Source organism: Streptomyces sp. NPDC048352 (assembly GCF_040651895.1).
Lineage (GTDB): Bacteria > Actinomycetota > Actinomycetes > Streptomycetales > Streptomycetaceae > Streptomyces.
On sequence record NZ_JBEZKZ010000027.1, the window covers coordinates 60727 to 85378 of the forward strand.

22 protein-coding genes are annotated in these 24652 nt (G+C 74.8%); 11 read left to right on the forward strand and 11 right to left on the reverse strand.

Going from position 1 to position 24652, the window contains the following annotated elements; translation table 11 throughout:
* The first annotated feature begins 248 nt into the window (after positions 1-248).
* Positions 249-1448, forward strand: a complete 1200-nt coding sequence (locus tag AB0D45_RS16650; RefSeq protein ID WP_362459349.1) for an acyl-CoA dehydrogenase family protein — start codon at positions 249-251, stop codon at positions 1446-1448.
* Positions 1448-1921: a nitroreductase family deazaflavin-dependent oxidoreductase gene (locus tag AB0D45_RS16655; RefSeq protein ID WP_361610801.1), complete on the forward strand. Its 474-nt coding sequence runs from the start codon at positions 1448-1450 to the stop codon at positions 1919-1921. Before AB0D45_RS16650 ends, AB0D45_RS16655 begins: the two co-directional genes overlap by 1 nt.
* 66 nt (positions 1922-1987) lie before the next feature.
* On the opposite strand, the gene AB0D45_RS16660 is transcribed toward AB0D45_RS16655, so the two are convergent.
* Positions 1988-2635 carry a TetR family transcriptional regulator gene (locus AB0D45_RS16660; RefSeq protein ID WP_362459352.1) on the reverse strand — a complete coding sequence of 216 codons (648 nt, stop codon included), beginning with the start codon at positions 2633-2635 and terminating at the stop codon, positions 1988-1990.
* Positions 2636-3044: 409 nt separating this feature from the next.
* Between AB0D45_RS16660 and AB0D45_RS16665 the strand changes: the two genes are divergently transcribed.
* The 3 genes from AB0D45_RS16665 to AB0D45_RS16675 all read left to right on the forward strand — a co-directional run bounded on the left by AB0D45_RS16665 (position 3045) and on the right by AB0D45_RS16675 (position 7111).
* Positions 3045-3878, forward strand: coding sequence for a VOC family protein (locus tag AB0D45_RS16665; RefSeq protein ID WP_362459355.1), 834 nt, complete (start codon positions 3045-3047; stop codon positions 3876-3878).
* A gap of 98 nt (positions 3879-3976) precedes the next feature.
* The gene (locus tag AB0D45_RS16670) at positions 3977-6433 is read left to right on the forward strand and encodes a PQQ-binding-like beta-propeller repeat protein (RefSeq protein WP_362459358.1); all 2457 of its coding nucleotides are present in this window, start codon (positions 3977-3979) and stop codon (positions 6431-6433) included.
* 183 nt (positions 6434-6616) lie between these two features.
* Positions 6617-7111, forward strand: coding sequence for a peptidylprolyl isomerase (locus AB0D45_RS16675; RefSeq protein ID WP_361605723.1), 495 nt, complete (start codon positions 6617-6619; stop codon positions 7109-7111).
* A gap of 31 nt (positions 7112-7142) precedes the next feature.
* Here AB0D45_RS16675 and AB0D45_RS16680 read toward each other — a convergent pair whose 3' ends face one another.
* Positions 7143-7643 carry a hypothetical protein gene (locus AB0D45_RS16680; RefSeq protein ID WP_362459361.1) on the reverse strand — a complete coding sequence of 167 codons (501 nt, stop codon included), beginning with the start codon at positions 7641-7643 and terminating at the stop codon, positions 7143-7145.
* Between the two features lie 72 nt (positions 7644-7715).
* Positions 7716-8159, reverse strand: coding sequence for an SRPBCC domain-containing protein (locus AB0D45_RS16685; protein ID WP_362459364.1), 444 nt, complete (start codon positions 8157-8159; stop codon positions 7716-7718).
* A 225-nt stretch (positions 8160-8384) separates the two neighbouring features.
* Between AB0D45_RS16685 and AB0D45_RS16690 the strand changes: the two genes are divergently transcribed.
* Positions 8385-9059 carry a hypothetical protein gene (locus AB0D45_RS16690; protein ID WP_362459367.1) on the forward strand — a complete coding sequence of 225 codons (675 nt, stop codon included), beginning with the start codon at positions 8385-8387 and terminating at the stop codon, positions 9057-9059.
* A gap of 24 nt (positions 9060-9083) precedes the next feature.
* Here the strand turns inward: AB0D45_RS16690 and AB0D45_RS16695 are convergent, their stop codons facing one another.
* Genes AB0D45_RS16695 through AB0D45_RS16705 form a run of 3 tightly spaced genes read right to left on the reverse strand, consistent with a single transcriptional unit; the run spans position 9084 to position 11466 of the window.
* Positions 9084-9860 carry an enoyl-CoA hydratase/isomerase family protein gene (locus tag AB0D45_RS16695; RefSeq protein WP_361605711.1) on the reverse strand — a complete coding sequence of 259 codons (777 nt, stop codon included), beginning with the start codon at positions 9858-9860 and terminating at the stop codon, positions 9084-9086.
* Entirely contained in the window at positions 9857-10303 is a 447-nt protein-coding gene (locus AB0D45_RS16700; protein ID WP_361605708.1) for an OB-fold domain-containing protein, read from the reverse strand. Before AB0D45_RS16700 ends, AB0D45_RS16695 begins: the two co-directional genes overlap by 4 nt.
* An 11-nt stretch (positions 10304-10314) precedes the next feature.
* Positions 10315-11466: a lipid-transfer protein gene (locus AB0D45_RS16705; protein WP_362459371.1), complete on the reverse strand. Its 1152-nt coding sequence runs from the start codon at positions 11464-11466 to the stop codon at positions 10315-10317.
* A 94-nt stretch (positions 11467-11560) separates the two neighbouring features.
* Here AB0D45_RS16705 and AB0D45_RS16710 point away from each other — a divergent pair, with 94 nt between their 5' ends.
* The 3 genes from AB0D45_RS16710 to AB0D45_RS16720 all read left to right on the forward strand — a co-directional run bounded on the left by AB0D45_RS16710 (position 11561) and on the right by AB0D45_RS16720 (position 16121).
* On the forward strand, positions 11561-13297 hold the full coding sequence (locus tag AB0D45_RS16710; protein WP_362459374.1) for a FadD3 family acyl-CoA ligase: 1737 nt from the start codon (positions 11561-11563) through the stop codon (positions 13295-13297).
* A gap of 65 nt (positions 13298-13362) precedes the next feature.
* Complete coding sequence (locus AB0D45_RS16715; protein ID WP_362459377.1) at positions 13363-14097, forward strand: hypothetical protein; 735 nt, start codon at positions 13363-13365, stop codon at positions 14095-14097.
* Positions 14098-14231: 134 nt separating this feature from the next.
* Positions 14232-16121, forward strand: coding sequence for a sialidase family protein (locus tag AB0D45_RS16720; RefSeq protein ID WP_362459379.1), 1890 nt, complete (start codon positions 14232-14234; stop codon positions 16119-16121).
* A gap of 37 nt (positions 16122-16158) precedes the next feature.
* On the opposite strand, the gene AB0D45_RS16725 is transcribed toward AB0D45_RS16720, so the two are convergent.
* From AB0D45_RS16725 to AB0D45_RS16735, 3 genes are all read right to left on the reverse strand, one after another.
* A complete protein-coding gene (locus AB0D45_RS16725; RefSeq protein ID WP_362459382.1) occupies positions 16159-16884 on the reverse strand; it encodes a methyltransferase domain-containing protein in 726 nt (241 codons plus the stop codon).
* Positions 16885-17137: 253 nt separating this feature from the next.
* Entirely contained in the window at positions 17138-17347 is a 210-nt protein-coding gene (locus AB0D45_RS16730; protein ID WP_361605690.1) for a hypothetical protein, read from the reverse strand.
* A gap of 191 nt (positions 17348-17538) precedes the next feature.
* Complete coding sequence (locus AB0D45_RS16735) at positions 17539-20553, reverse strand: BTAD domain-containing putative transcriptional regulator (protein ID WP_362459385.1); 3015 nt, start codon at positions 20551-20553, stop codon at positions 17539-17541.
* A 154-nt stretch (positions 20554-20707) separates the two neighbouring features.
* On the opposite strand from AB0D45_RS16735, the gene AB0D45_RS16740 reads away from it, so the two are divergent.
* Together AB0D45_RS16740 and AB0D45_RS16745 are read left to right on the forward strand one after the other, a co-directional pair.
* Positions 20708-21928 carry an amidohydrolase family protein gene (locus AB0D45_RS16740; RefSeq protein ID WP_362459388.1) on the forward strand — a complete coding sequence of 407 codons (1221 nt, stop codon included), beginning with the start codon at positions 20708-20710 and terminating at the stop codon, positions 21926-21928.
* Positions 21929-22129: 201 nt separating this feature from the next.
* Complete coding sequence (locus tag AB0D45_RS16745; RefSeq protein ID WP_362459391.1) at positions 22130-22981, forward strand: trypsin-like serine protease; 852 nt, start codon at positions 22130-22132, stop codon at positions 22979-22981.
* Positions 22982-23021: 40 nt separating this feature from the next.
* Here the strand turns inward: AB0D45_RS16745 and AB0D45_RS16750 are convergent, their stop codons facing one another.
* Both AB0D45_RS16750 and AB0D45_RS16755 read right to left on the reverse strand, forming a co-directional pair.
* Positions 23022-23927 (reverse strand): hypothetical protein, encoded by a 906-nt coding sequence (locus AB0D45_RS16750; RefSeq protein WP_362459394.1) that lies wholly within the window; start codon positions 23925-23927, stop codon positions 23022-23024.
* Between the two features lie 186 nt (positions 23928-24113).
* Positions 24114-24554, reverse strand: coding sequence for an NUDIX domain-containing protein (locus AB0D45_RS16755; protein WP_361605675.1), 441 nt, complete (start codon positions 24552-24554; stop codon positions 24114-24116).
* Between the last annotated feature and the right edge of the window lie 98 nt (positions 24555-24652).

Sequence of the window (24652 nt, forward strand, 5' to 3'; positions counted from 1 at the left end):
GGTACGTCAGAAGCCAGACCGCCGTCGGCCCGCATGCGCCGGAGCCCTGCCGCCCGGCGCCCGCGGCGCACCGCGACCCCCGCCCCGCCCCCCGGAGCCCCCGGGGCCCGCGGCGCGCCGCAACAACCACCCCGCACCCGGAACCCCCGGGGCCCGCCGCCCCGGAACCCCCGGGCCCCCGCCCCCTGTGCATCTCATCCCCGCCGCCCTAACATGACGCCCCGTCAGATACGGGGAGGAGCCCGACGATGGATGCCGCCTTCACCGCGGAGCAGGACGAGATGCGCCGTACCCTGCGCGAGATCCTGGCCAAACGCAGCGGCCCGGACGAGGTCAAAGCCGCCGTCCGCACCGCCGAGGGACACGACCCCGAGCTGTGGCAGCAGCTCTCCCGCCGGCTCGGGCTGCCGGGCCTCGCCGTCGCCGAGGAGTACGGCGGTGTCGGCTGCGGCCCCGGCGACCTCGCGCTGGCCTGCGAGGAGACCGGGCGCGTGCTGCTGCCCTCGCCGCTCCTGGCCACCGCCGCCCTCGCCGCGCCGCTGGTCGCCGCCCTCGGCACCCCCGGCCAGCGCTCCGCCCTGCTGCCGCCGCTCGCGGCCGGCGAGCTGACGGCCGCCCTCGCCGTCCCCGGCACCGCCCTGGCCACCGCACTCGCCCTGACCGGCGACAACACCCCCGGCGACTGGGCCGGCGGGGGCCGCGCCGGCGGGGTGCAGGCGCACCCGGCCGGGGACGGCTGGCGGCTGTACGGGGAAGTGCCCCAGGTGCTCGACGGGCACAGCGCGGGCCTGCTCGTCGTCGCCGCGCACACCGGCGGCTTCGCCCGCAGCCGGACCCTGCTCTTCCTCGTACGGGAGGACGCCCCCGGCCTCGTACGGGCCCGGCAGACGACCCTGGACGAGACCCGCCCGCAGGGCCGCCTCCAGCTGCGCGACGTACCCGCCGAACCGCTGGGCCCGGACGGCGGCGCAACCCCCGGCGCCACCCTCACCGCCCTCGCCGCCACCGGCCGGGCCGCGGCCGCCGTCCTCGCCGCCGAGGCGGTCGGCGCGGCCGACCGGGCGCTGGCCCGCACCGTGGAGTACGTGCGCCAGCGCGAGCAGTTCGGCCGGGCCGTCGGCTCCTTCCAGGCGGTCAAGCACCGGCTCGCCGACCTCTACGTCCAGGTCCAGGCGGCCCGCTCCGCCGCCTACTACGCCGCCTGGGACCCGGCCCAGGCCGGCCTCGCCCTCGCCCAGGCCCTGGAAGCCCTGCGGACCACCGCCGGCGAGGCGATCCAGCTGCACGGCGGCATCGGCTTCACCTGGGAGCACGACGCCCACCTCTACTTCAAGCGGGCGGCCGCCGACGAACTGCTCTTCGGCCCCGTCCACCGCCTGCGCGCGCACGCCGCGCACCACGCGGGCCTCTTCGGCCCGTCCGCGACCCCAGAGAGGGCGGCCGTCTGATGGCTCCCGGCGTCACGTTGATCCAGAAGGTCTCCTCGACCCTCCTCTTCGCCAAGATCGCACCGCACTTCATCCCCGCCATGGACAAGGCGGTGCACCGGCTGACCCGGGGAAAGGTGCTCCTCAGCGCACGGATGCTGCCCGGGGTCGTCCTCACCGCCAAGGGCGCCAGGACCGGCGAGCCGCGCACCACCCCGCTCGCGTGCATGCCCGAGGACGGGGGCACGAGCTGGCTGCTGATCGGCTCCAACTTCGGCCGGCCCGGCCACCCGGCCTGGACCGGGAACCTGCTCAGGCACCCGGACGCGCACGTGAGCTGGCAGGGGCAGGACATCGCCGTACGGGCCCGGCTGCTGGAGGGCGACGAACGGGCGGCGGCGTGGCGGGCGGTGCTGGGGTTCTGGCCGCCGTACGCGACGTACCAGGCGCGCATCGAGCGCGAGATCAGGCTGTTCCGCCTGGAGCGGCGCTGATCACGGCCCGTCCCGCGGGAGGACGGCCGTACGAGGCCGGTGGCGGACCCTCCAGGGGGTCCGCCGTCACCTGGTCGGCTTCTTGCCGGTCATGCCCAGGTGCACGAGCAGCGCCAGGTTCGGCTTGAGCTCGGCCTGCTTGACGCCCCAGGTCTGGAAGCCCTTCTGGTGCGAGGCGACCGCGGCCAGCATCGCGACCAGGGAGCCCGCCATCGCCGCCGGGCTGAGGTCCTTGTCGACCTTGCCCTTGGCCTGGAGCTCCTTCACCGACTCCGTCAGGGAGTTGGTGACGGAGTTCAGGATCTTCATGCGGATCTTGTAGAAGCGCTTGTCGCCCTCGGCCGCGCCGAGGTCGACGACCCGCAGGATCGCGTCGTTGCTGCGCCAGAACTCCAGGAACCCGTCCACGAGTTCCTCGGCGGCGGCCCAGCCGGCCTTGCCGACCCAGTTGCGGCCCTCGACGAGCGCCGTCAACTGCGCGCCCTCCGTGGCCATGTGCTCGGCGATCTCCAGGACGGCGCCCTCGACGTCCGGGAAGTACTGGTAGAAGGTCGCGGGGGAGGTACCGGCCTTGCGAGCGACGTCGATCACCTTGACGTCGCGGTACGGCGAGGAGCTGAGCATCTCGCTGAGGCAGTCGAGCAGCTTCTGCCGCGTCGCCTGGCCGCGCCGGCCGGCGACACGCCCGTCGACGGTGCGTACTTGTCCTGTCATGCCGTCAGCTTACCGAGGGGGGATCGGCGCGCTATTCGGCCGCCTGCAAATGGGGTCAAGGGGCCGCCGACCTGCCCATAAGGGCCCTCGGGGCGGCCTCGGCGGCGGATTCCGGCCGAACCGGACCGGTGGCGCCGGACGCGCGCCGTCCCCGCCCGGTGGGCCGGGCCGGGCCGCTCCGTATCGTGGCGTATCCCCCGAATAGTCTTGTCAACAGGCTGTGGACAAGTTTTCGGGCGGACCATGGAGCGCAGGCATGAAAGGCGTGCTGCCGGGACAAGCAGCCCGAAGCGGTACGGAGGACGCGTAACCGGTCCAACCCGCCCCCGGCCTCCTCGGCCGGCACCCGCCCCACCCGGCGCCCACCGCACCACGCGCACCGCCCCGCACGACGGAAGGAACCCGCCCCATGGCCGCAGCCGCATTCGCGGAAGGCTCGCCCTGCTGGGTCGACGCCTCGCTCCCGGACGTCGAGGCGGGCAAGCGCTTCTACGGCGAGCTCTTCGGGTGGACCTTCGGCGGCAGCTCGGGCCCCGAGTACGGCCACTACACCCAGGCCTACAGCCACGGCCGCAACGTCGCCGCCCTCGCCCCCAAGCCCGACGGCCGCATGCCCACCGTCTGGGGGGTGTACCTGTACACCTCCGACGCCTACGCCTGCGCCGCCCGCATCCGCGCCGCCGGCGGCCAGATGGTGATGGACCCGCAGCCCGTCGGCCCGTACGGCACCGCCGCCATGGCCGCCGACCCCGGTGGCGCCGTCTTCGGCCTCTGGCAGCCCGGCACCCACCACGGCTTCGACGCCCAGGACGAGCCGAACACGTACTGCTGGGCCGAGGTCTACACGCGCGCCCGCGACGCCGTCGACGTCTTCTACGCCAACGTCTTCGGCTACGTCCCCCAGGACCAGGACGATTCCGAGAGCGGCGTCGAGTACCGCGTCTGGTCCCCGCCCGGCAGCGCGCCCGGCCCCGACACGGCCGTCCTGGGGCGCAGCCTGATCACCGACGCCTTCCCGGAGATCATGCCGGCGCACTTCCTCGTCTACTTCGCCGTCGCCGACTGCGACCGCGCCGTCGGCACGGTGCAGCGGCTCGGCGGGCGCGTCACCGCCGACCCGTTCGACACGCCGTACGGGCGGATCGCGGTCGTCGCCGACAATCAGGGGGCCGTGTTCGCCCTCCTGTCGGAGCCGCGCGCGAACGCACACCCGCAGCCGGGGCCGGACCAGGCGCGGGCCTGACAGAATCGGGTCGTACCGGTGCGCGCGCGGCTGGCAGGCGCGCACGGGTGGAAGCGGGTCCGGCAGGGGCCCGTACGGGGAGGTAGTGGAGGCGAGTGGTGGAGCAGCTGACGCAGCACGACCCGAGACGGATCGGCCCCTTCGAGGTGCTGGGACGGCTCGGCGCCGGCGGCATGGGGCTGGTCTATCTCGCACGGTCGGCATCCGGGCGCCGGGTCGCGATCAAGACGGTGCGGACCGAACTCGCCGAGGACCAGCTGTTCCGGGTGCGCTTCACCCGCGAGGTGGAGGCGGCGCGCGCCGTGTCCGGTTTCTACACGGCGGCCGTCGTGGACGCCGATCCGCGCGCGGCGGTGCCCTGGCTGGCCACCGCGTACGTCCCCGCGCCCTCGCTGGAGGAGATCGTCAACGAGTGCGGGCCGATGCCCGCCCAGGCCGTACGGTGGCTCGCGGCCGGCATCGCCGAGGCGCTGCAGTCGATCCACGGCGCGGGCCTGGTGCACCGCGACCTGAAGCCGTCCAACGTGCTCGTCGTCGAGGACGGCCCCCGCGTGATCGACTTCGGCATCGCGAGCGGGGTGTCCAACACCCGCCTGACCATGACGAACGTCGCCGTCGGCACCCCGGCGTACATGTCGCCCGAGCAGGCGAAGGACTCGCGCAGCGTCAAGGGCGCCAGCGACGTCTTCTCGCTCGGCTCGACCCTCGTCTTCGCTGCGACCGGGCACCCGCCGTACCACGGGGCGAACCCGGTCGAGACGGTGTTCATGCTGCTGCGCGAGGGCCCCAACCTGGAGGGCCTGCCCGACGAACTGCGGCCGCTGATCGACTCGTGCATGCAGATGGACGCCACCCAGCGCCCGACCCCCGCCGACCTCCAGGCGCAGCTCGCCCCGCACCTGTTCGACGGCGGCGACGACAGCGGGACCGCCTCGGCGTGGCTCCCGGAGCGGGCCGTCGCGATGATCGAGGCCCGGCGGGCCGGCAACCGTACGGGGACCACCCCGGCCCCGGCGGGCCGGGCCCCCGGCGGCTCGTCGGCCCCGCCCGCCGGCCCCGCCACGCACCGCCGGCCCCCGCGCGGCGCCGCCGACCCGTGGGTGGACCCGCGGACCGGGCAGGCCGCGCCGCCGCGGCCGGACCGGCCGCCGCTGACCCCGGCCCCGGTGCAGGGCCCCGCTCCCGTGCCGGTCCAGGGCCCTGCCCCGGTGCCGGTGTCCTCCATGCCCGGCATGCCCGTACGGCTCGGCGGCTCGCCGGTGCCGATCGGGCCCGGCCCGCGCGCGACGGCCTCCGCCCCGGCGGGGCTCGCCGCAGCGGACTCGGCGACCGGCTGGGTGCGCCCGCCGGCCGGCACCCCGGCTGCCGCCGCGGCCCCGGTGGCCACCCCGTCCGTGCCCGCGCCCGGGCCGTCCCCGGACAGCGGCCGCTGGCGGCCGTGGCGCTTCCGCATGTCCAACGAGGTGTGGGGCACCCCGACCGTCGCCGGCGACCTGCTGTACGTGACCTCCTTCGAGGTGCACGCCCTGGACGTCGGCAGCGGCCGGCGGCAGTTCAAGACGCGGGACGTCGCCTGGTCCATGGCCGTCGCCGACGGCCGCATCCACGCCTCCGACGGGCCCTCCCTGTACGCGCTCGACGCAACCGACGGCTCCGAGCGGTGGCGGCTGTCCACCGAGGCCTGGGTGTACGCGCTGCGCGCCGAGCGGGGCACCGTCATCACCGCCACGCGCGGCGGGGGCGTCCAGGGCTGGGAGGCGTCGAGCGGGCAGAAGCTGTGGGAGCTGAGCGGCGCCCAGTCCGACTTCGAGACCCCGGAGGCCGCCCCCGTCCTCCACGAGGGCACGGTCTACGTCTGGCAGGACGCCCGGCTGCGCGCGCTGGACGCCCGCTCCGGGCAGGAGGCCTGGTCGTACCCGGTCGGCGACGCGGCCTCCTGCGGCAACGTCCCGGTCCGCGTGACCCCCGCCCCCGACGGCAACGTCTACGTCGCGGCCGGCACGCGGGTGCTGTCCGTGGACCGGGCCTCCGGCCGGGTCCGCTGGCACTTCGAGGCCCCGGCGGTCTTCCTGGCGCCGCCCGCCTTCGCCCCGGGCCCCGCGGTCACCGGCGGCGGGGTCTACCTCGCCGACTACCTGGGCACCGTCTACGCCCTGGACGCCGCCACCGGCAAGGACCGCTGGCGCATCGCCACCGAGCCGCGCCCGGCGGTGGACCCGGTGCTGGTGGCGAACGGCAACGTCCACCTGGGCGCCGGCAGCGCCCTGTACACCCTCGACGCGGTCACCGGCACCCCGAAGTGGCGGTTCGCGGCGGGCGGCGAGATCACCGGCCCCCCGGTGGTCGCGGACGGCCGGGTCCACTTCGGCTCGGCCGACCACTGCCTCTACACCCTGGACGCGGCCGGCGGGCAGCTCCGCTGGAAGCTGGCCACGGGCGGCGAGATCACCGGCGCCCCGGTGGCGGAGGCGGGCGTGGTCTACGCGTGCAGCAAGGACCGCTGCGTCTACGCCCTGGACGCCGCCAAGGGCACGGGCACCCGTACGGGCGCCTGACCCGCGCGAACGGCCCCCGGACGAGGCGGCGGGGGCCCGCCGCCGTGCCCGGGCCCGGCCCCGGGCACGAGGCGTCCCGGCGGATCCTCCGGAGTGACCCGGACGGGTCGCCGGGCGCGCCACGGGGGCGTCTGCGGCCCCCGGCGGGGTGCGGTTCGTACCGGGAGTGACAGGATGGGACCCATGAGCAACGTTTACTTCGACATCAACATCGACGGCGCCCCCGCCGGCCGCATCGTCTTCGCCCTCTTCGACGAGGTCGTCCCGAAGACCGCCCGGAACTTCCGCGAGCTGGCCACCGGCCAGAACGGCTTCGGCTACGCCGGCTCGGGCTTCCACCGCGTCATCCCGCAGTTCATGCTGCAGGGCGGTGACTTCACCAACCACAACGGCACCGGTGGCAAGAGCATCTACGGCGCGAAGTTCGAGGACGAGAACTTCCAGCTGAAGCACGACCGTCCGTACCTGCTGTCGATGGCGAACGCCGGCCGCAACACCAACGGCTCGCAGTTCTTCATCACCACCGTCGTCACCCCGTGGCTGGACGGCAAGCACGTCGTCTTCGGCGAGGTCGTCCAGGGCCAGGACATCGTCGACAAGATCGAGAAGCTGGGCACCCCGTCCGGCTCCACCAAGGGCAAGATCGAGATCGCCGCTTCCGGCACCGTCGAGGCCTGATCCACGCACGCGCCGGTCGGCCCCGCTCCCCTCACCGGGGTGCGGGGCCGCCGCCGTTCCCGTACTCCGGCCCGGGGCCCGTCGTGTCCCTCGGCAGCGCGCGGCGGGCCCGCCGGGGGCGGCCGCGCATGACCACCGCCGCCAGCAGGAGCAGCGCGCCCGCGCCGAAGGCGTTGGCGACGCCGTCGCCGATGCCCGTCCCGTCGGAGCCGACCGACAGGCCCCCGGCCGCCTGCCCCTGGCGGACCGCCCAGAGCACCGCGAAGCCCAGCACGACGACCCCGGCGAGCGCCATCAGCAGCCGCGAGCGCCGCACGATCGCGAACAGCACGAGCAGCGCCGCGACGAGGGACGGCAGCAGCAGCGACCCCCACAGCGAGGCCCCGTCCCCGGTGATGCCCGGGCCGGAGAACAGCTCCTCGACCCGGTAGTCGCGCCCGCGACGGCCGTCGTACCAGGCCCGGAAGGGGCTCCAGACGGCGGCCGCCGCTCCGATCAGGCCCATGAGCGAGCCGAGTACGTTGCGGATCATGTCCGGGCCTCGGGGGTGGGGGTCATGATCCCGACGCTACGCCCGGCCCCCGGGCGTCGCACGCGGGGCGCGTCAGGACGTGGCGCGGGCCGCTTCGACGCGGGCGCGCAGGGCGTCGTTCATCGCGGTGAGGTCGCGCGCGGTCCCCGCCGGCAGCCGGCCGAGGAAGGGGACCAGCAGACCGCGGAAGCGCTCGCCGTGCTGCAGCCGGGTCGAGCGGCCGGGGCCCTCGGACAGGCGCAGGAAGTGCTCGCCGTCCAAGAGGCCGCGGACGAGGAAGTGGCCGGTCCAGCGCAGCTCCGTGCCGGGAACGGCCACCACGACGGTCGGCCGGAAGGTCGTCGGCCTGCCCGACCGCGGGTACGTCGTGAGGGTCAGCCGCTCCCCGGGCACCGCCTCGCCGGCGGCGGCCCGGATGAACGGGTTCCAGGTGCAGTAGCGGGGGAAGTCGGTGAGAACCGCCCAGACCTCTTCGGGGGGTGCGTCGATGGCGATCTCGGTGGCGATGGTGCGCACTGGTGGCGTGCTCCTCGTGGTGGTTGGCGGCCACCGAAGGGACGCGGGCAGGTGCGGTTCGCCGCCGGGTTCGGTGCTCGGGATGCAACCACGCTTTCCGCGGCCCGAGCGCCGGCCGGGGGGCGTCTTCGCTGGTGGCGCAGAGAGTGGAGGAGTGCGTTCCGGGTGTCGGGTGGTGAATGCCGACACGTCGGGCAGTGCCGTTCGCCGGGGCCGCCTGCTACGGTGACCGCCTTTGCCGCCCGGGGAGGGGTCGAGGTCATGATGTCCGGACGTGGAAGACGGCTCAGGTTCGCCGCGGTGCTCGTGGCGGTGGTGCTGGCCCTCACCGGGTTCTCCACCAGCGGCGGGAGCAGCGGGAAGAGCAAGGGGAAGAGCAGCGGCGGGGGCGGCTGCTCCAGTTCGAAGAGCGCGAAGAAGAAGAGCCACGTCAGCAGCGGCAAGGGCGGCGACAGCACACCCGCCCCCCGCCGCACACAGGAGCCGGCCACGGCCGTCGTGACCTCGTGCCTCGGCGGCGCCGACGGCCGCTCCACCGTCATCGCGGTCACCTCCCGCCTGGACCGGCCGGCGGCCTTCGAGGTGGTGCTGTACCGGGAGGACGCGAACGGCGTCACCGTGGAGTCGGCCCGCGGGGAGCTGACCCTCGAAGCGCGCGGACGGGGTGACCTGGTCATCGCCATGACCGCGCCCGAGAAGGCCGGCGAGGTGAAGAACTGCCGGATCGGGCCGGTGTCGACCGCCGCGGGCACGGCCTCCCCGAAGCCGACCCGGCCGACGCGGGACGCCTCGACGCCCGACACCTCGAAGCCGGACGCCCCGAAGGCGACCGCCCCGCCGACCGTGCCGAAGCCGGGGGCCCCGAAGCCGGGCGCGCCCAGGCCCACCCGCACCCGCTGATCAGCGCCCACCCGCACCCGCTGATCAGCGCAGCCGGAACTCCGCCCCCGGCCGCCGGGACGCGAAGAGCTCCGCCTGCCGCTCCGGCGGCAGGTTGCCCAGCGCGATCAGCGCCGGCGCCTGGTCCAGGGCCTGGCTCAGCGCCGCCCGCTTCGCCGACCACAGGGCCCGCACGGTGCCCTGGACGCCCTCCGTCGGGAACCCCGCCAGGGTCCGCGCCGAGCGCAGCGCCGCCTCCAGCAGCTCCCCGGGCTCCGCCAGCTCGCAGACCAGCCCGATCTCGTACGCCCGCCGCGCGGAGAGCCGTTCCGCCGTGCCCATCAGGGACATCCGGGCGGCCTCGCCGAAGGGCATCCGCTGCGTCATGTACACGGCCTCGTAGGCACTGACCATGCCGTAGGAGGTGTGCGGGTCGAAGTACGTGGCGCTCGTGGAGGAGACGATGAACTCCGCCTCGCCCAGCAGGTAGAACGCGCCGCCGCAGGCCATGCCGTTGACGGCGGCGATCACCGGCTTCCACAGGTCGTTCGCCTTGGGCCCGATCGCCGTCAGCGGGTCGTCGACGGAGTACGGGGACGCCGGCTGCGGCACCCGCGCCGACCGGTCGATCCCCGTGCAGAAGGCGGCGGTGCCCGCACCGGTCAGCACCACCGCCCGCACGCCGGCGTCGAAGCGCAGCTCGCGCCACACCGCGGCCAGCGCGGCGGCCGTCTCCAGGTCGATCGCGTTGTGCCGGTGCTCCCGGTCCAGGGTGACGACCGCGACCCCGGCCCCCTCGTCCCGCTCCACGCGCAGCGTCACGGCTTCTCCAGGATCCAGCGCGGCACGCTCATCCCGCCGGTCTCGGTGAACACCACCTGCACCCGGGCGCCGATGCGCAGCCGGGCCGGGTCCACGGAGTCGAGCGGGGCGTCGGCGGAGGCGACCAGGTTCCCGGCCAGCCGGATCCGCGGCGCGTCCGCCAGCTCCACGAGGATGACGTTGTACGGGGCCTGCGCGGCGTACGCGGGCAGCAGCGGCGGGTACGGCCGGACGTAGGACCAGATCCGGCCCCGGCCGCTCATCGGGCGCCACTCGGAGTCGAAGGACCGGCAGTGCGGGCAGCAGGGCCGGGGCGGGAAGCGCAGCCGGCCGCACGCGGCGCAGGCCTGGACGCGCAGTTCGCCGCGGGCGGCGTACTCCCAGAAGGGGGCGCCGTCCTCGTCGGGCACGGGCAGCAGGAGGGACTCTTCGGCGGTGGTCATCGGTCGGCTCCTCACGCACGCAGCAGGATCGCGGACGTCGGCACGCCCTCGCCCGCCGTCACCAGGCAGGTCGAGGCGTCCGGCACCTGGGCGGTTGAGGTGCCGCGCAGCTGCTTGACGCCCTCGTTGATCAGGTTGAACCCGTGGACGTAGGCCTCGCTGAGCCCGCCGCCGCCGGTGTTGATCGGCAGCCGGCCGCCCGTCTCCAGTGCCCCGCCCTCGGTGAAGGCGGCGCCCTCGCCGCGCCCGCAGAAGCCGTAGCCCTCCAGCGACAGCGGGATGAGCGGGGTGAACGCGTCGTAGATCTGGGCGACGTCCACGTCCTGCGGCCCGAAGTCGGCCTGCTTCCACAGGTGGCGGGCGGCGGTCCAGGCGGGGCCGGACAGCGGGTCGTCGTTCCAGTAGTTGACCATCCCGTGGTGCTGGGAGGGCAGCCCCTGGGCGACGGAGTGCACGTAGACGGGCTTCTGGCGGCAGTCGCGGGCGCGTTCGGCGGAGACGACCACGCAGGCGAGCGCCCCGTCGGTCTCCAGGCAGTTGTCGAACAGGCAGAGCGGGTCGCTGATCATGCGGGAGGTCATGTACATCTCGCGGGTCAGCGGGCGCTCGTACATCATCGCCGCGGGGTTCTCGTTGGCCCGGTTGCGGCAGGCCATCGCGACGTTGAAGAGGTGGTCGCGGGTGGCCCCGTACTCGTGCATGTAGCGCCGCGCCAGCATGCCGATCTCGTCGGCGGGGCGCAGCAGTCCGAAGGGGCGGGTCCACTGGCCGGGGGTGGGCAGCTGGACGGCGGTGTTCTTCCAGGGTCTGGGCCCCGAGCCGCGTTTGCGGGAGCGCCAGGCGACGCCGACGGTGGCCTGGCCGGCGGCTATGGCGGCGGCGAGGTGGCCGACGGTGGCGCAGGAGCCGCCGCCGCCGTAGCCGACCTTGGAGAAGAAGGTGACGTCGCCGGCGCCGATGGCCTTGGCGACCTCGACCTCGTCGGTCTCCTCCATCGTGTAGGAGGCGAAGGCGTCGACCTCGGACGGTTCGATGCCGGCGTCGGCGAGGGCCGCGAGGACGGCCCGGCAGGCCAGTTCCTTCTCGGACGCCGGCAGCCGTTTGGCGAAGGCGGTCTGGCCGATGCCGACGATTGCCGTAGCGTCCTTGAGCGTTGCCGCCATCGCCACCTCCGGGGGTGCGCCAGTACTGACAGCCGCGAAGGCTACAGCTAATCTGACGGATAGTCAGCTACTGGGATCCAGGGAGGGCGGGCGGATGTACGAGGGCACGGGCGCGGACGGTCTCGACCACGGCTCGGAAGGCGGCACAGGCCAGGAGGACCCGCCCCCGCAGGCCCCCGCCGGCCCCCGGGGCGACCTGCGCTGGGGCACCGTCGCAGGGCTCGTCCGGGACGCCGCCGAACGGTACGGCGACCGCGAGGCCGTCGCCGACGGGCGGGTCCGCATCACCTACGCCGAGCTCGGCGCCCGCGTCGAGCGGGCCGCCGCCGCCTGCCTCGCCGCCGGCGTCGCGGCGGGCGACCGGGTTGCCGTCTGGGCGCCCAACAGCCTGGAATGGATCGTCTCCGCCCTCGGCGCCGTCTCCGCCGGCGCGGTGCTCGTCCCCCTCAACACCCGCTTCAAGGGCGCGGAAGCGGCGTACGTCCTGCGGCGCAGCCGGGCCCGCCTGCTGTTCGTCACCGGCACCTTCCTCGGCACCTCCTACGTCGCCTCCCTGCGCCGGGCGGCGGCCGAAGGGCCCGGCACCGGGCCCCTGCCCGCGCTGCCCCACCTGGAGCAGGTCGTCGTCCTCGCCGACGACGCCCCCGAGGTTTTCCGCACCTGGAAGGACTTCCTCGCCGGCGGGGACGCGGTACCCGCCCGGACCGTCCGCGCACGCGCCGACGCGATACGCCCCGACACCCCCTCCGACATCATCTACACCTCCGGCACCACCGGCAGCCCCAAGGGCGCCGTCATCACCCACGCCCAGACCCTGCGCTGCTACGCCGTCTGGAGCGAGCTCGCCGGACTGCGCGCAGGCGACCGCTACCTCATCGTGAACCCCTTCTTCCACACCTTCGGCTACAAGGCCGGGATCATCGCCTGCCTGATGCGCGGCGCCACGATGGTCCCCCAGCCCGTGTTCGACGTGGACACCGTCCTCGCCAACATCGCCGCCGAGCGGATCTCCGTCCTCCCCGGCCCGCCCACCCTCCACCAGTCCCTCCTCGACCACCCCCAGCGCGCCCAGCACGACCTGTCGGCCCTGCGCCTGGTCGTCACCGGCGCCGCCGTGGTCCCCCTCCAGCTCGTCGAACGGCTGCGCGCCGAGCTGCGCATCGCCACCGTCCTCACCGCGTACGGGCTCTCCGAGGCCGGCGGCATCGTCACCATGTGCCGGCGCGACGACCCGGCCGAGACCGTCGCCGCCACCTCCGGGCGGGCCATCCCCGACACCGAGGTGCGCGTCACCGGCCCCGACGGGACCGCCCTGGCCGCCGGAGAGGCCGGCGAGGTGCGGGTCCGCGGCCACCACGTCATGCGCGGCTACTTCGAGGACCCCGAGGGCACCGCCGCCGCGATCACCCCCGACGGCTGGCTGCGCACCGGTGACATCGGCGTCCTCGACGCGGCGGGCAACCTGCGCATCACCGACCGGATCAAGGACATGTTCATCGTCGGCGGCTTCAACGCCTACCCCGCCGAGATCGAGCAGCTCCTCGGCCTGCACCCGGACGTCGCCGACGTCGCCGTGGTCGGCATCCCCGACCCCCGGCTCGGCGAGGTCGGCAAGGCGTACGCGGTCCGCCGCCCGGGCTCCACCCTCACCGCCGACGACCTGATCGCCTGGTCCCGCCGCGAGATGGCCAACTACAAGGTCCCCAGGGAGGTGGAGTTCCTCACCGCCCTCCCGCGCAACGCCGGCGGCAAGGTCCTGAAGACGGAACTGCGGGCCCGCCGCGGGACGGCGGCGGAAACGGCCAACGGAGGTGGCCCAAACCCTGCATGACGCCCCGTCGGCCGCCGTCAGTACGCTGTGCCCTCCGAAGATCGGATCGTATGGAGATGGGCACGATGAGCAGCGACGCACCCCGTCAGGACTGGCCGACACCCCCGGGGTACCCGCCGCCCGGCCCCGCGTACGGAGCCCCCGGGGCGCCGCAGCCCGCCGCCCCGCCGAGCGCCTCCTCGCACCGGGGCGCCTGGATCGGCGCGGGAGCCACCCTGGTGGCCGCCGTGATCGGCGTCGTCGGCACGTACATGGTGGCCGGCAACACCAGCCCGGCGTCCCCCGCGAAGAACCCGGCGGCCGCCGCCGCGGCCCCCGCGGCGCAGAACCCGGGCGCGGCCGCCGCCCCGTCGGACCCCGCCCCGCCGCAGTCCTCGCCGTCCCCGGCCGCGCCGGCCCCCCGGACGCCCTCCGGGAAGCCGCCCGGCACCGTCCAGTGGGAGGGCGCCCTGGTGATCGAGTACGCCGGCCCCAAGGACCTGGACGCGGCGCCCCCGGAGGAGTCCGAGGTCAACAGCGACAACGACTTCTCCGTCTACTCCTTCGGCAGCGAGCGGCTGCGTCCCGAAGGCGGAGCCAAGATGCTGGTGTGGGAGGGCCCGTCGAAGGTGCCCTCGTACGAGGACTGCGCCGGGGTCGTCGACACCCTCGGGACCACCAAGGAGGCGGACCTCAAGACCGGCAGGGTCTTCTGCGGCAAGACGAAGGAGGGCCGCGTCGTGCGGCTGACCGTCAAGCGGTTCGCCGGGGGCGGCGGCAGCACGAACGGCACGTTCGACGTCGTCGTATGGGGCAAGTGACGGAACCGGAACCGGACGGGCCGACCGACGGCCGGGCCCCGGGAGGGCGTTAGCCTGCACGGATGAGGTCGAATCAGTCAGGCGTCCGATTCCGATTCCGCTTCCGGTCCCGTCGCCCGGTCCGGGCGGCGGGCGTGGCCTGGGCCGTCACCGGCGCGCTGGGCCTGTGCACCCTGGGCTGGTTCACCCTCGTCCCGACGCCCGGCCCGGCCGGCGGCGGCACCCCCGCGACACCGAAGAAGGCGCCCGGGCTGACCGCCGCCGTCTCCGCACCCTTCAGCGCCTTCACCGAGGGCTACGACTGCTACCGCATCCCCACCCTCGTCACCACCAAGGACGGCACCCTGCTGGCCCTCGCCGAGGCCCGCACCGCGAGCTGCAACGACATCGGCGACATCGACATCGTGCTCAAGCGCTCCACCGACGAGGGCCGCACCTGGGGCCCCCTCCAGGTCGTCCGCGGCGCCGGCGACCCCGGCGCCTACGGAAACCCCGTCCCCGTCGTCGACTCCGCCTCCGGCCGCATCACCCTGCTGCACGCCTACAGCACCTGGACGCCCGACGCCGACGGCAACCGCGTACGCGGCCCCCGCGAACTGCGCCTGGCCCACAGCACCGACGACGGCGCCGGCTGGACCACCGACCCCGCCCCGCAGCCCCAGCTCAAGGGCGCCGACTGGGCCTGGGTGTCGGTCGGCCCCGGCCACGGCATCCAGCTCACCCCGACCCGCCCCGACCGGCCCGGCCGCCTCGTCGTCAGCGCCGACTACCGCACCGAGGACAACGAATCCGGCGCCCAGCTCCTCTACAGCGACGACGGCGGCCTCAGCTGGCGGCCCGGCGCCCGCTGGGGCGCCCCCGAAGGCACCCCCGCCCCCAACGAGCCCGCCCTGACCCAGCTCCCCGACGGCCGCATCTACGTCAACGCCCGCTCCACCGCCACCTGCGGCACCGCCGACCACCGCGTGGCGGCGATCGTGGAGGACGCCGCCGCACCCGCCGTCCCCGAGCCCGGCTTCGTCCCCGTCACCGACCTCCCGGCCCCGCCCGCCGCGGGCTCCGTGCTCCAGCTGCCCGGCGGGCCCCTGCTGCTGTCCGCGCCCAGCCGCCCCGGCGCGGAGTTCTCCGACCGCTGGACCCTGGCCGTGCGCACCTCGCAGGACACCGGCCGCACCTGGTCCAAGGGCGGCGCCGTCGTCCTGCGCGAACGCGCCGGCTACTCGGACATGACCGTCCTGCCCGGCGGCCGCGTCGGCCTGCTCTACGAGACCGCCAACGGCACCCCGCACGGCTACGTCAAGTTCACCGCCTTCGGCCCGCACGAGCTCCAGGCCGCCACCGAGGACCTCACCCCGCGCCACACCTCCGACACCAGCCCCTACGGCAACCACGCCGTCGTGCACGGCGCCCCGAAAGCGGGCAACCGCCCGGGCGGCGGCAGGACCCTGCGCTTCGACGGCAAGGACGACTTCCTGCGCCTGATCAACTGCCCCGCCGAACTGCGTATCGGGGACGGCGACTTCGCCGTCGCCACCTGGGTCAAGTACAAGACCCGCGGCCAGGACCGCGACAGCGGCCTGCGCCTGCCCCTGATCTGGGGCTACGGCCAGGGGCCTGCCGCCAGACAGTTCCGCATCGAGGCCGACCCCGCCACCGGCCGCCTCGAAGCCACCGTCAACGCCGGCACCGGCCCCGCCTCCGTGGCCACCCGCGGCCGCGTCGACGACGACGCCTGGCACCACGTGGTCCTCCAGCGCCGGGGCACCCGCCTCGAACTGTCCGTGGACGACGCCCCGCCCGCCACCACCGCGCTCGGCCCGGACCAGATGGACTTCCGGCCCGCCGGGGCCTTCACCATCCACCTCGGCACGCAGCCCGACTACAAGGCCTTCTACGCGGGCGCCCTGGACGACGTACGGATCTACGGCCGCGCCCTGTCCGGCAACGACAAGGCCCGCCTGCGCGCCGGCAACGACGTCACCGACCAGGAACGGGTCCACCTGCCCTTCGACCGCGTCTGGTGACCCGGGAGGCCGGGGCGGTCCGGGCGGTCCGGGGGGTCTAGGCGGGCTTGCGGGCCAGGACCAGCCGCCAGCGCGGGCTGCCGTCCGCGCGCCGCCCGAAGTGCTCCAGCGGGACCGTCTCCACCCGGAAGCCGGCCGCCGCGAGGTCCGCGCGGACGGGGCCGAACGGGAAGGTGCGGTAGTACATCACGAACGGCGGCCGCCACACCGCGTTGCGCACCCGCATCGCCGCGTCGAAGCCGGCCACCGCCCACCACAGCGGCGAGGTGAGCGGGATCGGCGCGCCGACGGGGAAGGCGAAGACCCCGCCGGGCCGCAGCGCGCGGTGCACCTCCGCGAAGAGGGCGGGCCGCTCGGACGGCAGGAAGTGGCCGAAGGCCCCGAAGCTCACCGCGAGGTCGTACGCGTCCCCGAGCTCCCGCGGCAGCGCGAGCGCGTCGGCCCGTACGAGGTCCACGCCCTCGGGATGCGCCCGCGCGGCCTGGGCCAGCATGCCCGCGCTGAGGTCGATCCCGGTGACCCGGCCGCGGCACAGCCGGCGCAGCATCCCCAGGCCGGCGCCGGTGCCGCAGCAGACGTCCAGGCCGGAGCCGAAGGAGCCCTCCCGCCCGGCGAGGGTCTCCTCGACGGCGTCGAGCATCCGGTCGGGGGTGCGGAACGGGGTCCGGTCGAACGTGGGGGCGAGCAGGTCGTAGCCGTGCTCGACGGACGAGAGGGCCTGGACGGCCAGTTCGCGCAGGCTGGGTCCCTGGGAGGTGAACACGCCCACACCCTAGTGGTCCGGACGCGGACGTGCGGTGGCCGCGGTGGTCCCCCTCCGGCCACCGCGGCCACCGCTTCCGTTCCCCCGTGCGGACGGCCCCGAATTCCCCCGAATCCCCCGTGGGCCGTCCGTTCCTGCGTTCTTCCCCCGTACGCCCCCCGAGCGGTTCCCCCGTACGTCCCCCGTACGACCGCTCAAGGGCCCCCCGTACGTCCCCCGTACGTCCCCCGTACGTCGTGCCGTGCTCCCGGTCCTACGGGAGCGGGCCGGACGCGTGGTTGTCCAGCGAGACGATCTCCTCGCCGGAAGCGCGGTGGTCGAGCGGTTCCTCCCCGGGCGCGACCACCGGCGGCTGGGCAGGCGCCTGGGCCGGCGGCTCCAGGCCGATGTCCGCACCCGAGGCGTGGTTGTCGAACGGTCTGATGTCGCCGTCGAGCGGCAGGCTGTTCTCGTTCGTCGTCATCGAATCTCCTGGTGGTGTGTCGGGCCCGTTCGGCGGTTCCCCCGTGGACCGCCGAACGGGTGGTCCTCCAACCGGCCCGGATGCCCCCCGTCGCGCCGGGTCGATGCACCTATCGTGACGCGCGGCGATAAACGAACGATGAACGTCCCCGTCCATCTCCGTCCATCCGAGAACGCCGCAGGCCAGAGCGGTCAGGCGGCCAGTTCCGACGCCAGCAGGGAGCGCACCTCGGCCAGTTCCGCGGAACCGAGCTGCGCGAAGACGCTCTCCGCGTCCCGCCAGCAGGCCCGCGCCCGGTCCGGCTGGCCCAGCCGGCGCAGCGCCTTGCCCAGGACGGTCAGCACGGTGGCCCGGCGCCACTCCCCGCCGATGCCGCGCAGCGCGATGGCCTGCTCGGCGTGCTTGGCGGCCAGGGTGGGCCGCAGGGCCGCCAGGTGGGCTTCGGCGAGCCGGAAGTGCGTGACGCCCTCCCACAGCGGCTGGCGGTTGTCGTGGAACAGCGAGAGGGCCTCGCCGAGCTGTTCCAGCGCCTCGCCGAGCCGGCCGGCCTGGGTGAGGGCGATGCCCAGCGCGTAGCGGCCGTTGGCCAGGCGCAGGGTCAGCCCCATGCGGTCGTAGACGGCGATGCCCTGCCGGGCGAGGTCGATGGCGCTGGTGAGGCGGCCCATGCCGACGTGGATGCGGGAGAGGTTGCACAGGGCGCTGGCCTCGCCGATGTGGTTGTCGTCGGCGCGGAAGTTCTCTATGGCCTCCAGCAGGTACCGCTCGCCGTCCTCGTGGCGGTTCTGGTAGAGGGCGATGATCCCCCGGTCGTTGGGCGCCCAGCAGCTGGGCAGCGGGTCGCCGGCCGCGCGGGCCAGGTCCATGGCCTGGCGGGCCTGGTCGTCGGCCTCGGCGAAGCGGCCGGCGAAGAGGTGGACCATGGTGAGGGTGGTGCGGGCCCGGCCCTCCGCGCGCGGGTCGCGCGCGGTCCGGGCGGCCTCGCAGAGCGTCAGGGCGGCCGATTCGTACTGCTTGGAGTTGGCACCGGACTCGGCGAGGTCCTTGGCCGCCCACAGCAGGTCCACGGCCCGCCGCAGGGCGCCCGGCCTTCCGGCGGACTGGCGGGCGCAGGCCAGCAGCGGGTCGGCTTCGGCGAAGAGCCAGTCCAGGGCGGCGCGGGGGTCGGTGAGGACCAGGCCCGGGTGGCGGGTGGTGCTGAGGTGGGCGGGGAGTCGGTCCCCGGGGCGTTCCACCGCGTACACGCGGGCGGCGGTGGCGAGGTAGAAGTCGAGGAGCCGGTCCAGGGCGTCCTCGCGGCCGCCGCTCGGCTCGTCGCGCTCGGCGCACGCACGCGCGTAGAGCCGTACGAGGTCGTGGAAGCGGTAGCGGCCGGGCGCGGCCGATTCCAGCAGGGAGCAGTCGACTAAAGCCTCCAGGAGGTCCTCGGTGTCGTGCTCGGGCAGGTCGAGCACGGCGGCCGCGGCGGCCAGGGAGACGTCGGGGCCGTCGGCGAGGCCGAGGAGGCGGAAGGCCCGCTGCTGGCCGGGTTCCAGCTGGCCGTAGCCGAGCTCGAAGGTGGCTTTGACGGCGAGGTCGCCGGCCTGGAGCTCGTCGAGGCGGCGGCGCTCGTCGGCGAGCTTGGCGGCGAGGACGGAGACGGTCCAGGTGCGGCGGGCGGCGAGCCGGGACGCGGCGATGCGGATGGCGAGCGGCAGGAACCCGCAGGCGCCGACGACGTCGAGGGCGGCCTGGCGTTCCGCGCCGACCCGTTCGGCGCCCACGATGCGGGTGAACAGCTGCAGGGCCTCCTCGGGGCTCATCACGTCGAGGTCGACGAGATGGGCTCCGGCGAGGCCCGACATCCGGACCCGGCTGGTGACGAGGGCGGCGCAGCCGGCGGTGCCGGGCAGCAGCGGCCGGACCTGGGCGGCGTCGCGGGCGTTGTCGAGCAGCACCAGGACGCGTCGGCCGTCGAGGGTCGAGCGGTAGAGCGCGGCCCGGTCGGCGGGGGAGTCGGGGATGGCGCTGTCGGGGGTGCCGAGGGCGCGCAGGAAGGAGCCGAGGACGGCTTCGGGGAGGGCGGGGCGGGGTTCGGTGCCCTGGAGGTCGACGTAGAGCTGGCCGTCGGGGAAGTGCGGCCGGGCGGCGTGGGCGACGTGCACGGCGAGGGTGGTCTTGCCGACGCCGCCGATGCCGGCCAGTGCGGAGACGGCCATGACCTGGCCGCCCGCGCCGGCGAGGATCTCCCCGAGTTCGGCGACGAAGGGGGCGCGGCCGGTGAAGTCGGGGACGGTGGCGGGCAACTGGGCGGGCCTCACGGGTACGGGCGCCGCGGCCGGTACGGGGTCCTCGGCGCGGGCGAGTTCGGTGTCGGCGTTCAGGATCCGCTGCTGGAGGGCGGAGAGCTCGGGGCGGGGGTCGACGCCGAGTTCCTCCGCGAGGAGCCGGCGGGTGTCCGCGTACACGGCGAGGGCCTCGGCCTGGCGGCCGCTGCGGTAGAGGGCGAGCATGAGCAGCTCGCGCAGCCGCTCCTGGAGGGGGTGGGCGGCGGTGAGGGCGGTGAGTTCGGAGACGGCCTCGGCGTGGTGGCCGACCTCCAGGTCGAGGTCGAGGCGGGTCTCCAGCAGCTGGAGGCGCCATTCGGCGAGGCGGGTGCGCTCGGTCTCGGCGTGCGGGCCGGGGACCCCGGCGAGGGGTTCGCCGTCCCACAGGTCCAGGGCCCGGGCGAGCAGGGTGCGGGCGAGGGTGCGGTCGCCGGCGGCGCGCGCCTTCTCGGCGTCGGCGGCCAGGCTGCGGGCGATGCCGAGGTCCAGGTCCTCCTGGTGGCGCAGCCGGATGGCGTAGCCGCCGGCGTCGCTGACGAGCAGCCCGGGTTCGAGCACCTTGCGCAGCCGGGAGGCGTACGTGCGGATGGTGGCGAGGGCCTGCTGCGGGGGGTCCTCGCCCCAGATGGCGTCGATCAGCTCGGGCGCGGTGGCGGTGCGGCCGTCGCGCAGCAGCAGTACGGCGAGCAGGGCCCGCTGCTGGGGGCTGCCGGACGGCAGGGCCTCGTCGCCGCGCCAGGCGCGGACGGGGCCGAGGACGGCGAAGCGGTTGCCGGCGGGGACGGGGCCGGTACCTGCGGGGCCGGACACGGGCGTGTCGGGCGCTGTGCGGGTGCCGGTCCGGGGCCGGGCCGCTTCGGGGTGGTTCCGCTGGTGCGGGATGGGCGGTACGCCGTCCATCTGTGGTCCCCCCTGCCTTCCGTCGGTTTGAGGGTCAGTCTGCCCTGTCTTGCGCGTACACGTCAGCCCGCAGCGGAGTCGGCGGCTCCTGTCCGCCGGGCGACTGCCGCGGGAATAGCTGACGGTTCGTCAGTTCAGCGCTACGGTAGAGCGCATGGAGACCTTCCCGAAGATCATCTCGGTGGACGACCACACGGTGGAGCCCCCCCACGTCTGGCGGGACCGGCTCCCGTCCAGGTACCGCGACACCGGCCCCCGGGTCGTCCGCGCCCCCCTGAAGGACATGACCTTCCTCGGCGGCAAGTTCGCCCCCGTCATGGGCGCGAAGGGCGACGACGGCCCCGTCGGCGACTGGTGGGTGTACGAGGACCTGCACCGGCCGCTCACCCGCCTCGACACCGCGGTGGGGTACGACCGTGACGAGATCAAGCTGGAAGTCATCACCTACGAGCAGATGCGCCCGGGCTCCTTCTCGGTTCCCGAGCGGCTCGCCGACATGGACGTCAACCACGTCCAGTCCGCCCTCTGCTTCCCCACCTTCCCCCGCTTCTGCGGCCAGACCTTCACCGAGGCCGAGGACCGCGAGCTGGGGCTGCTCGGTGTACGCGCCTACAACGACTGGATGGTGGAGGAGTGGTGCGGCCCCCTCGCGCAGGGCCGCCTCATCCCCCTGACCCTCATCCCCCTGTGGGACGCCCGCCTCGCCGCGGCCGAGGTCCGGCGCAACGCCGCCCGGGGCGTGCGCGCGGTCGCCTTCTCCGAGATACCCCCACACCTGGGGCTGCCCTCGATCCACACCGACGAGTGGGACCCGTTCCTGGAGGCGTGCGACGAGACCGGCACGGTCATCGCCATGCACATCGGCTCCTCGTCGCGCATGCCGTCCACCTCGGCGGACGCGCCGCCGGCCGTCGGCTCCACCATCACCTTCGCCAACTGCTGCTTCTCGATGGTCGACTGGCTGATGAGCGGCAAGTTCGAACGCTTCCCCAACCTGCGGATCATGTACGCCGAAGGCCAGATCGGATGGATCCCCTACATCCTCGAGCGCGCGAACGTGGTCTGGGAGGAGAACCGCGGCTGGGGCGGGGTCGCCGACAAGGTCCACCGCCCGCCGTCGGAACTCTTCGCCGAGCACGTCTTCGGCTGCTTCTTCGACGACGCGTTCGGGCTGCGCAACCTCGACGCCATCGGGGCGGGCAACGTCCTCTACGAGACGGACTACCCGCACTCGGACTCCACCTGGCCTAAGTCCCGCGAGGTGGGCGAGGCCCAGATGGGCCACCTGGACCCGGAGGTGGTGGACCGCATCGTGCGCGGCAACGCCATCGACCTGCTGGGCCTGACGGCGGAGGGCCTCTGGGCGGGGGCGTAGGGGGTGTCCGCACAATCCCGCCTGCCCTGCGGGCGGCCGGCGCTACTGTGCGGACACCCACTAGCGGCCCCCGGCCCCGCCCGGCCGCGGACCACCCCATCCGGCCACCCGGATCCCGCCAACCCCGCCCCTGCCGCCCTCCGGGCCTTGCACCCCCGCCCACCGCCAAGGCATGCTCGCCAGGGCGAAGCGGGAGGGATCATGGCGGTGGACAAACGGTCCGTGGTGACGGGGGTGCTGTGCGCGCTGGCGGCGCTGGGCGCCTCCGCGGCGGTGGCGGAGCTGGTGCCGCCGCCCGAGGGGGCCGCTCCCGTACGGGCCAAGTCGGCCGCGCCCTCCGCCTCGGCGACCGGGCCCGCGCGGTCCCAGGCGTCGAAGCCCCAGCTCGCCTCGCCCCCGCCGTCCCCCGTGGCCCCCCGGCCCGGCGTGCCCGGCGGACCCGCCACGTTCACCGGCGCCCTGTTCACCGGCGGCCTGGACGGGGAGCACTTCTGCACCGCGACCGTCGTGCGCAGCCCCGGAAAGAACCTGATCGTCACCGCCGGCCACTGCCTGATGGAGGGCAAGCAGACCGGGGGCGGCGGCGCCGTCTTCGTCCCCGCGTACGCCAACGGCGTCGCCCCGTACGGCGTGTGGAAGCTGGAGGAGGTCTACGAGGACGAGCGCTGGGCCGAGGGCACGGACGACGACTACGACCTCGCCTTCGCCCGCCTCGCCCCCGACGCCAGGGGCCGCACCATCGAGGACGTCACCGGCGGCGCGCCCCTGGACACCACCGGCCGCGCGGGCGAGGAGGTCACGGTGACGGGCTACCCCGCCGACCGCAAGGTCTCCCGCACCTGCACGGCGGTCGCCGTGCGCACCGGCGAGCGGGAGCAGCGCTTCGACTGTGCCGATTTCCCCGGCGGCACCAGCGGCAGCGCCTGGATCGGCCGCGACGGCAAGATCATCGGCATCCTGACCGGCGGGGACACGGACGACGTCTCCACGAGCACGGTCCTCGGCGACTACGCGGCCAAGCTCTACGCGAGGGCCACCGCCGCCCCGCGCTGACCCGGGGCCGTGGGGCGGGCGGGGCCGTCGGGCGGCGGTGTCACACACCGCCCTCGATGAGGGTCCAGCCGGAGGAGACGTGGGGGAGCGGGCCGACGTTGGTGTACGCGCCGCCGACGAGCGTCGAGGTCCAGGCGGTCCCGTCGTTCTTGTAGAAGAGCAGGCTGTCCGAGGTCCGGCCCACCTTGTCCCAGATGCCGGAGGTGCCGGCCCGGCGGAAGGAGATGCCGGTGCCGTCGGTGGCCTCGGACACCCCGAACCGGAGCTCGCGGCCCACCCGCGCCCAGGACAGCACCGAGTCGTCCGTCGCGGTCAGCTCGCCCAGGAAGTCGCCCCGCGGGATCTCGCTCCTGTGCCTGTAGACGCCGCCCGTGAGGGTCCCGGCGCCCAGGTTGCTCCAGGGGAACTCGGGCCCGCCGTGGCGGGCCGCGGACACCAGCGTGTCGCAGGAGGCGGCCATCGTCCCCCAGTTGGGGCTGAAGTTGTCGTACGCGCGCACCTGGCGGAACGCGCCGTTCTTGAGGGTGCCCGTGGAGCCGTGGCCGTTGGTCCCGTCGTAGAAGAGGACGGAGTCGCCGGAGGCCTCGACGAAGGTCCAGCCCGGGGCGAAGGCGTGGTGCTTGGTACGGGTGTACGTGCCGCCCGTGAAGGTGCCGGACTCGCCGGCCCCGGTGCTCTTGTCGTACAGCAGCAGCGAGTCGCGGCTCGCGGCGGCGTGCGTGTAGCCGGCCGGGAGGCGCAGCGTCGCCCTGGCCCGCCAGTGACCGCCGGAGAGCGTGCCCGTGGCGGCTTCGCCGGTGCCGGCCTTGTAGAACAGGATCGAGGTGCTCGGCGTCGTCCGGTCGCAGAACGCCGCGGCGGCGCTCGCGGGCGTGACCGGGCCGGCCAGCAGGGCGGCCGTCGCGGACGTGGCAGTGGCGAGTGCGGCCACCAGGGATTTCCTCATGGATGCTCCCCTTCGCTCCACGGCCGGCCCGCTCGGGGCGCGCGCCGCAGCAGTGCGGTCTGGAGGAGGACGCCGGTACCGCCCGGCCCGGCCGGTCGGCAGCCGCGGCTCCGGCCGCTCGCCGCCGGTCGAACGTCCCCGTTCATCCTGCGCTGCCCGCGGGCGCCCCGCATCTCGGCGCCGGAGTCAGGCGAGCAGCCCGAAGTGGACCGGCTCGGCCGGGGTGCGGGCGAGGAGGTCCGCCAGGCGCGGCGGCCACAGGGGCTCGCCGAGGGTGGCGAGGCGCTGCGGGGAGAGCCACTGCCAGTGGATGCCGGGGGCTTCGAGCACCGGCTCGCGGTGGGGGCCCGTGGTGACGTAGATGTGCTCGTGCTGGCGGACCGGGATGCCCTGGTGGGTGAAGTCGTGCTCCCAGGTGCACAGCAGCCGCTGCGGCTCCAGGTCGGTCCACCCGGTCTCCTCGCGCAGCTCGCGCCGCACGCACTCCTCGGGGGTCTCGCCGGGATCCATGCCGCCGCCCGGGGGGAGCCAGTGGATGCCGACTTCGACGTTGTTCTCGCGGAACAGGAACACGGATCCGCTGGGTGAGAGGACGACAATACGGGCTGCCTGACGTGGAGTTCTCATCAGATCAGGGTAAGTCGGCGAGGTGGGCGGGCGGGAGGGGTGGGGGGGGGGGGGGGGGCAGGGCCCCCCCCCCGGGAGCCCCCCCCCCCCCCCCCCCA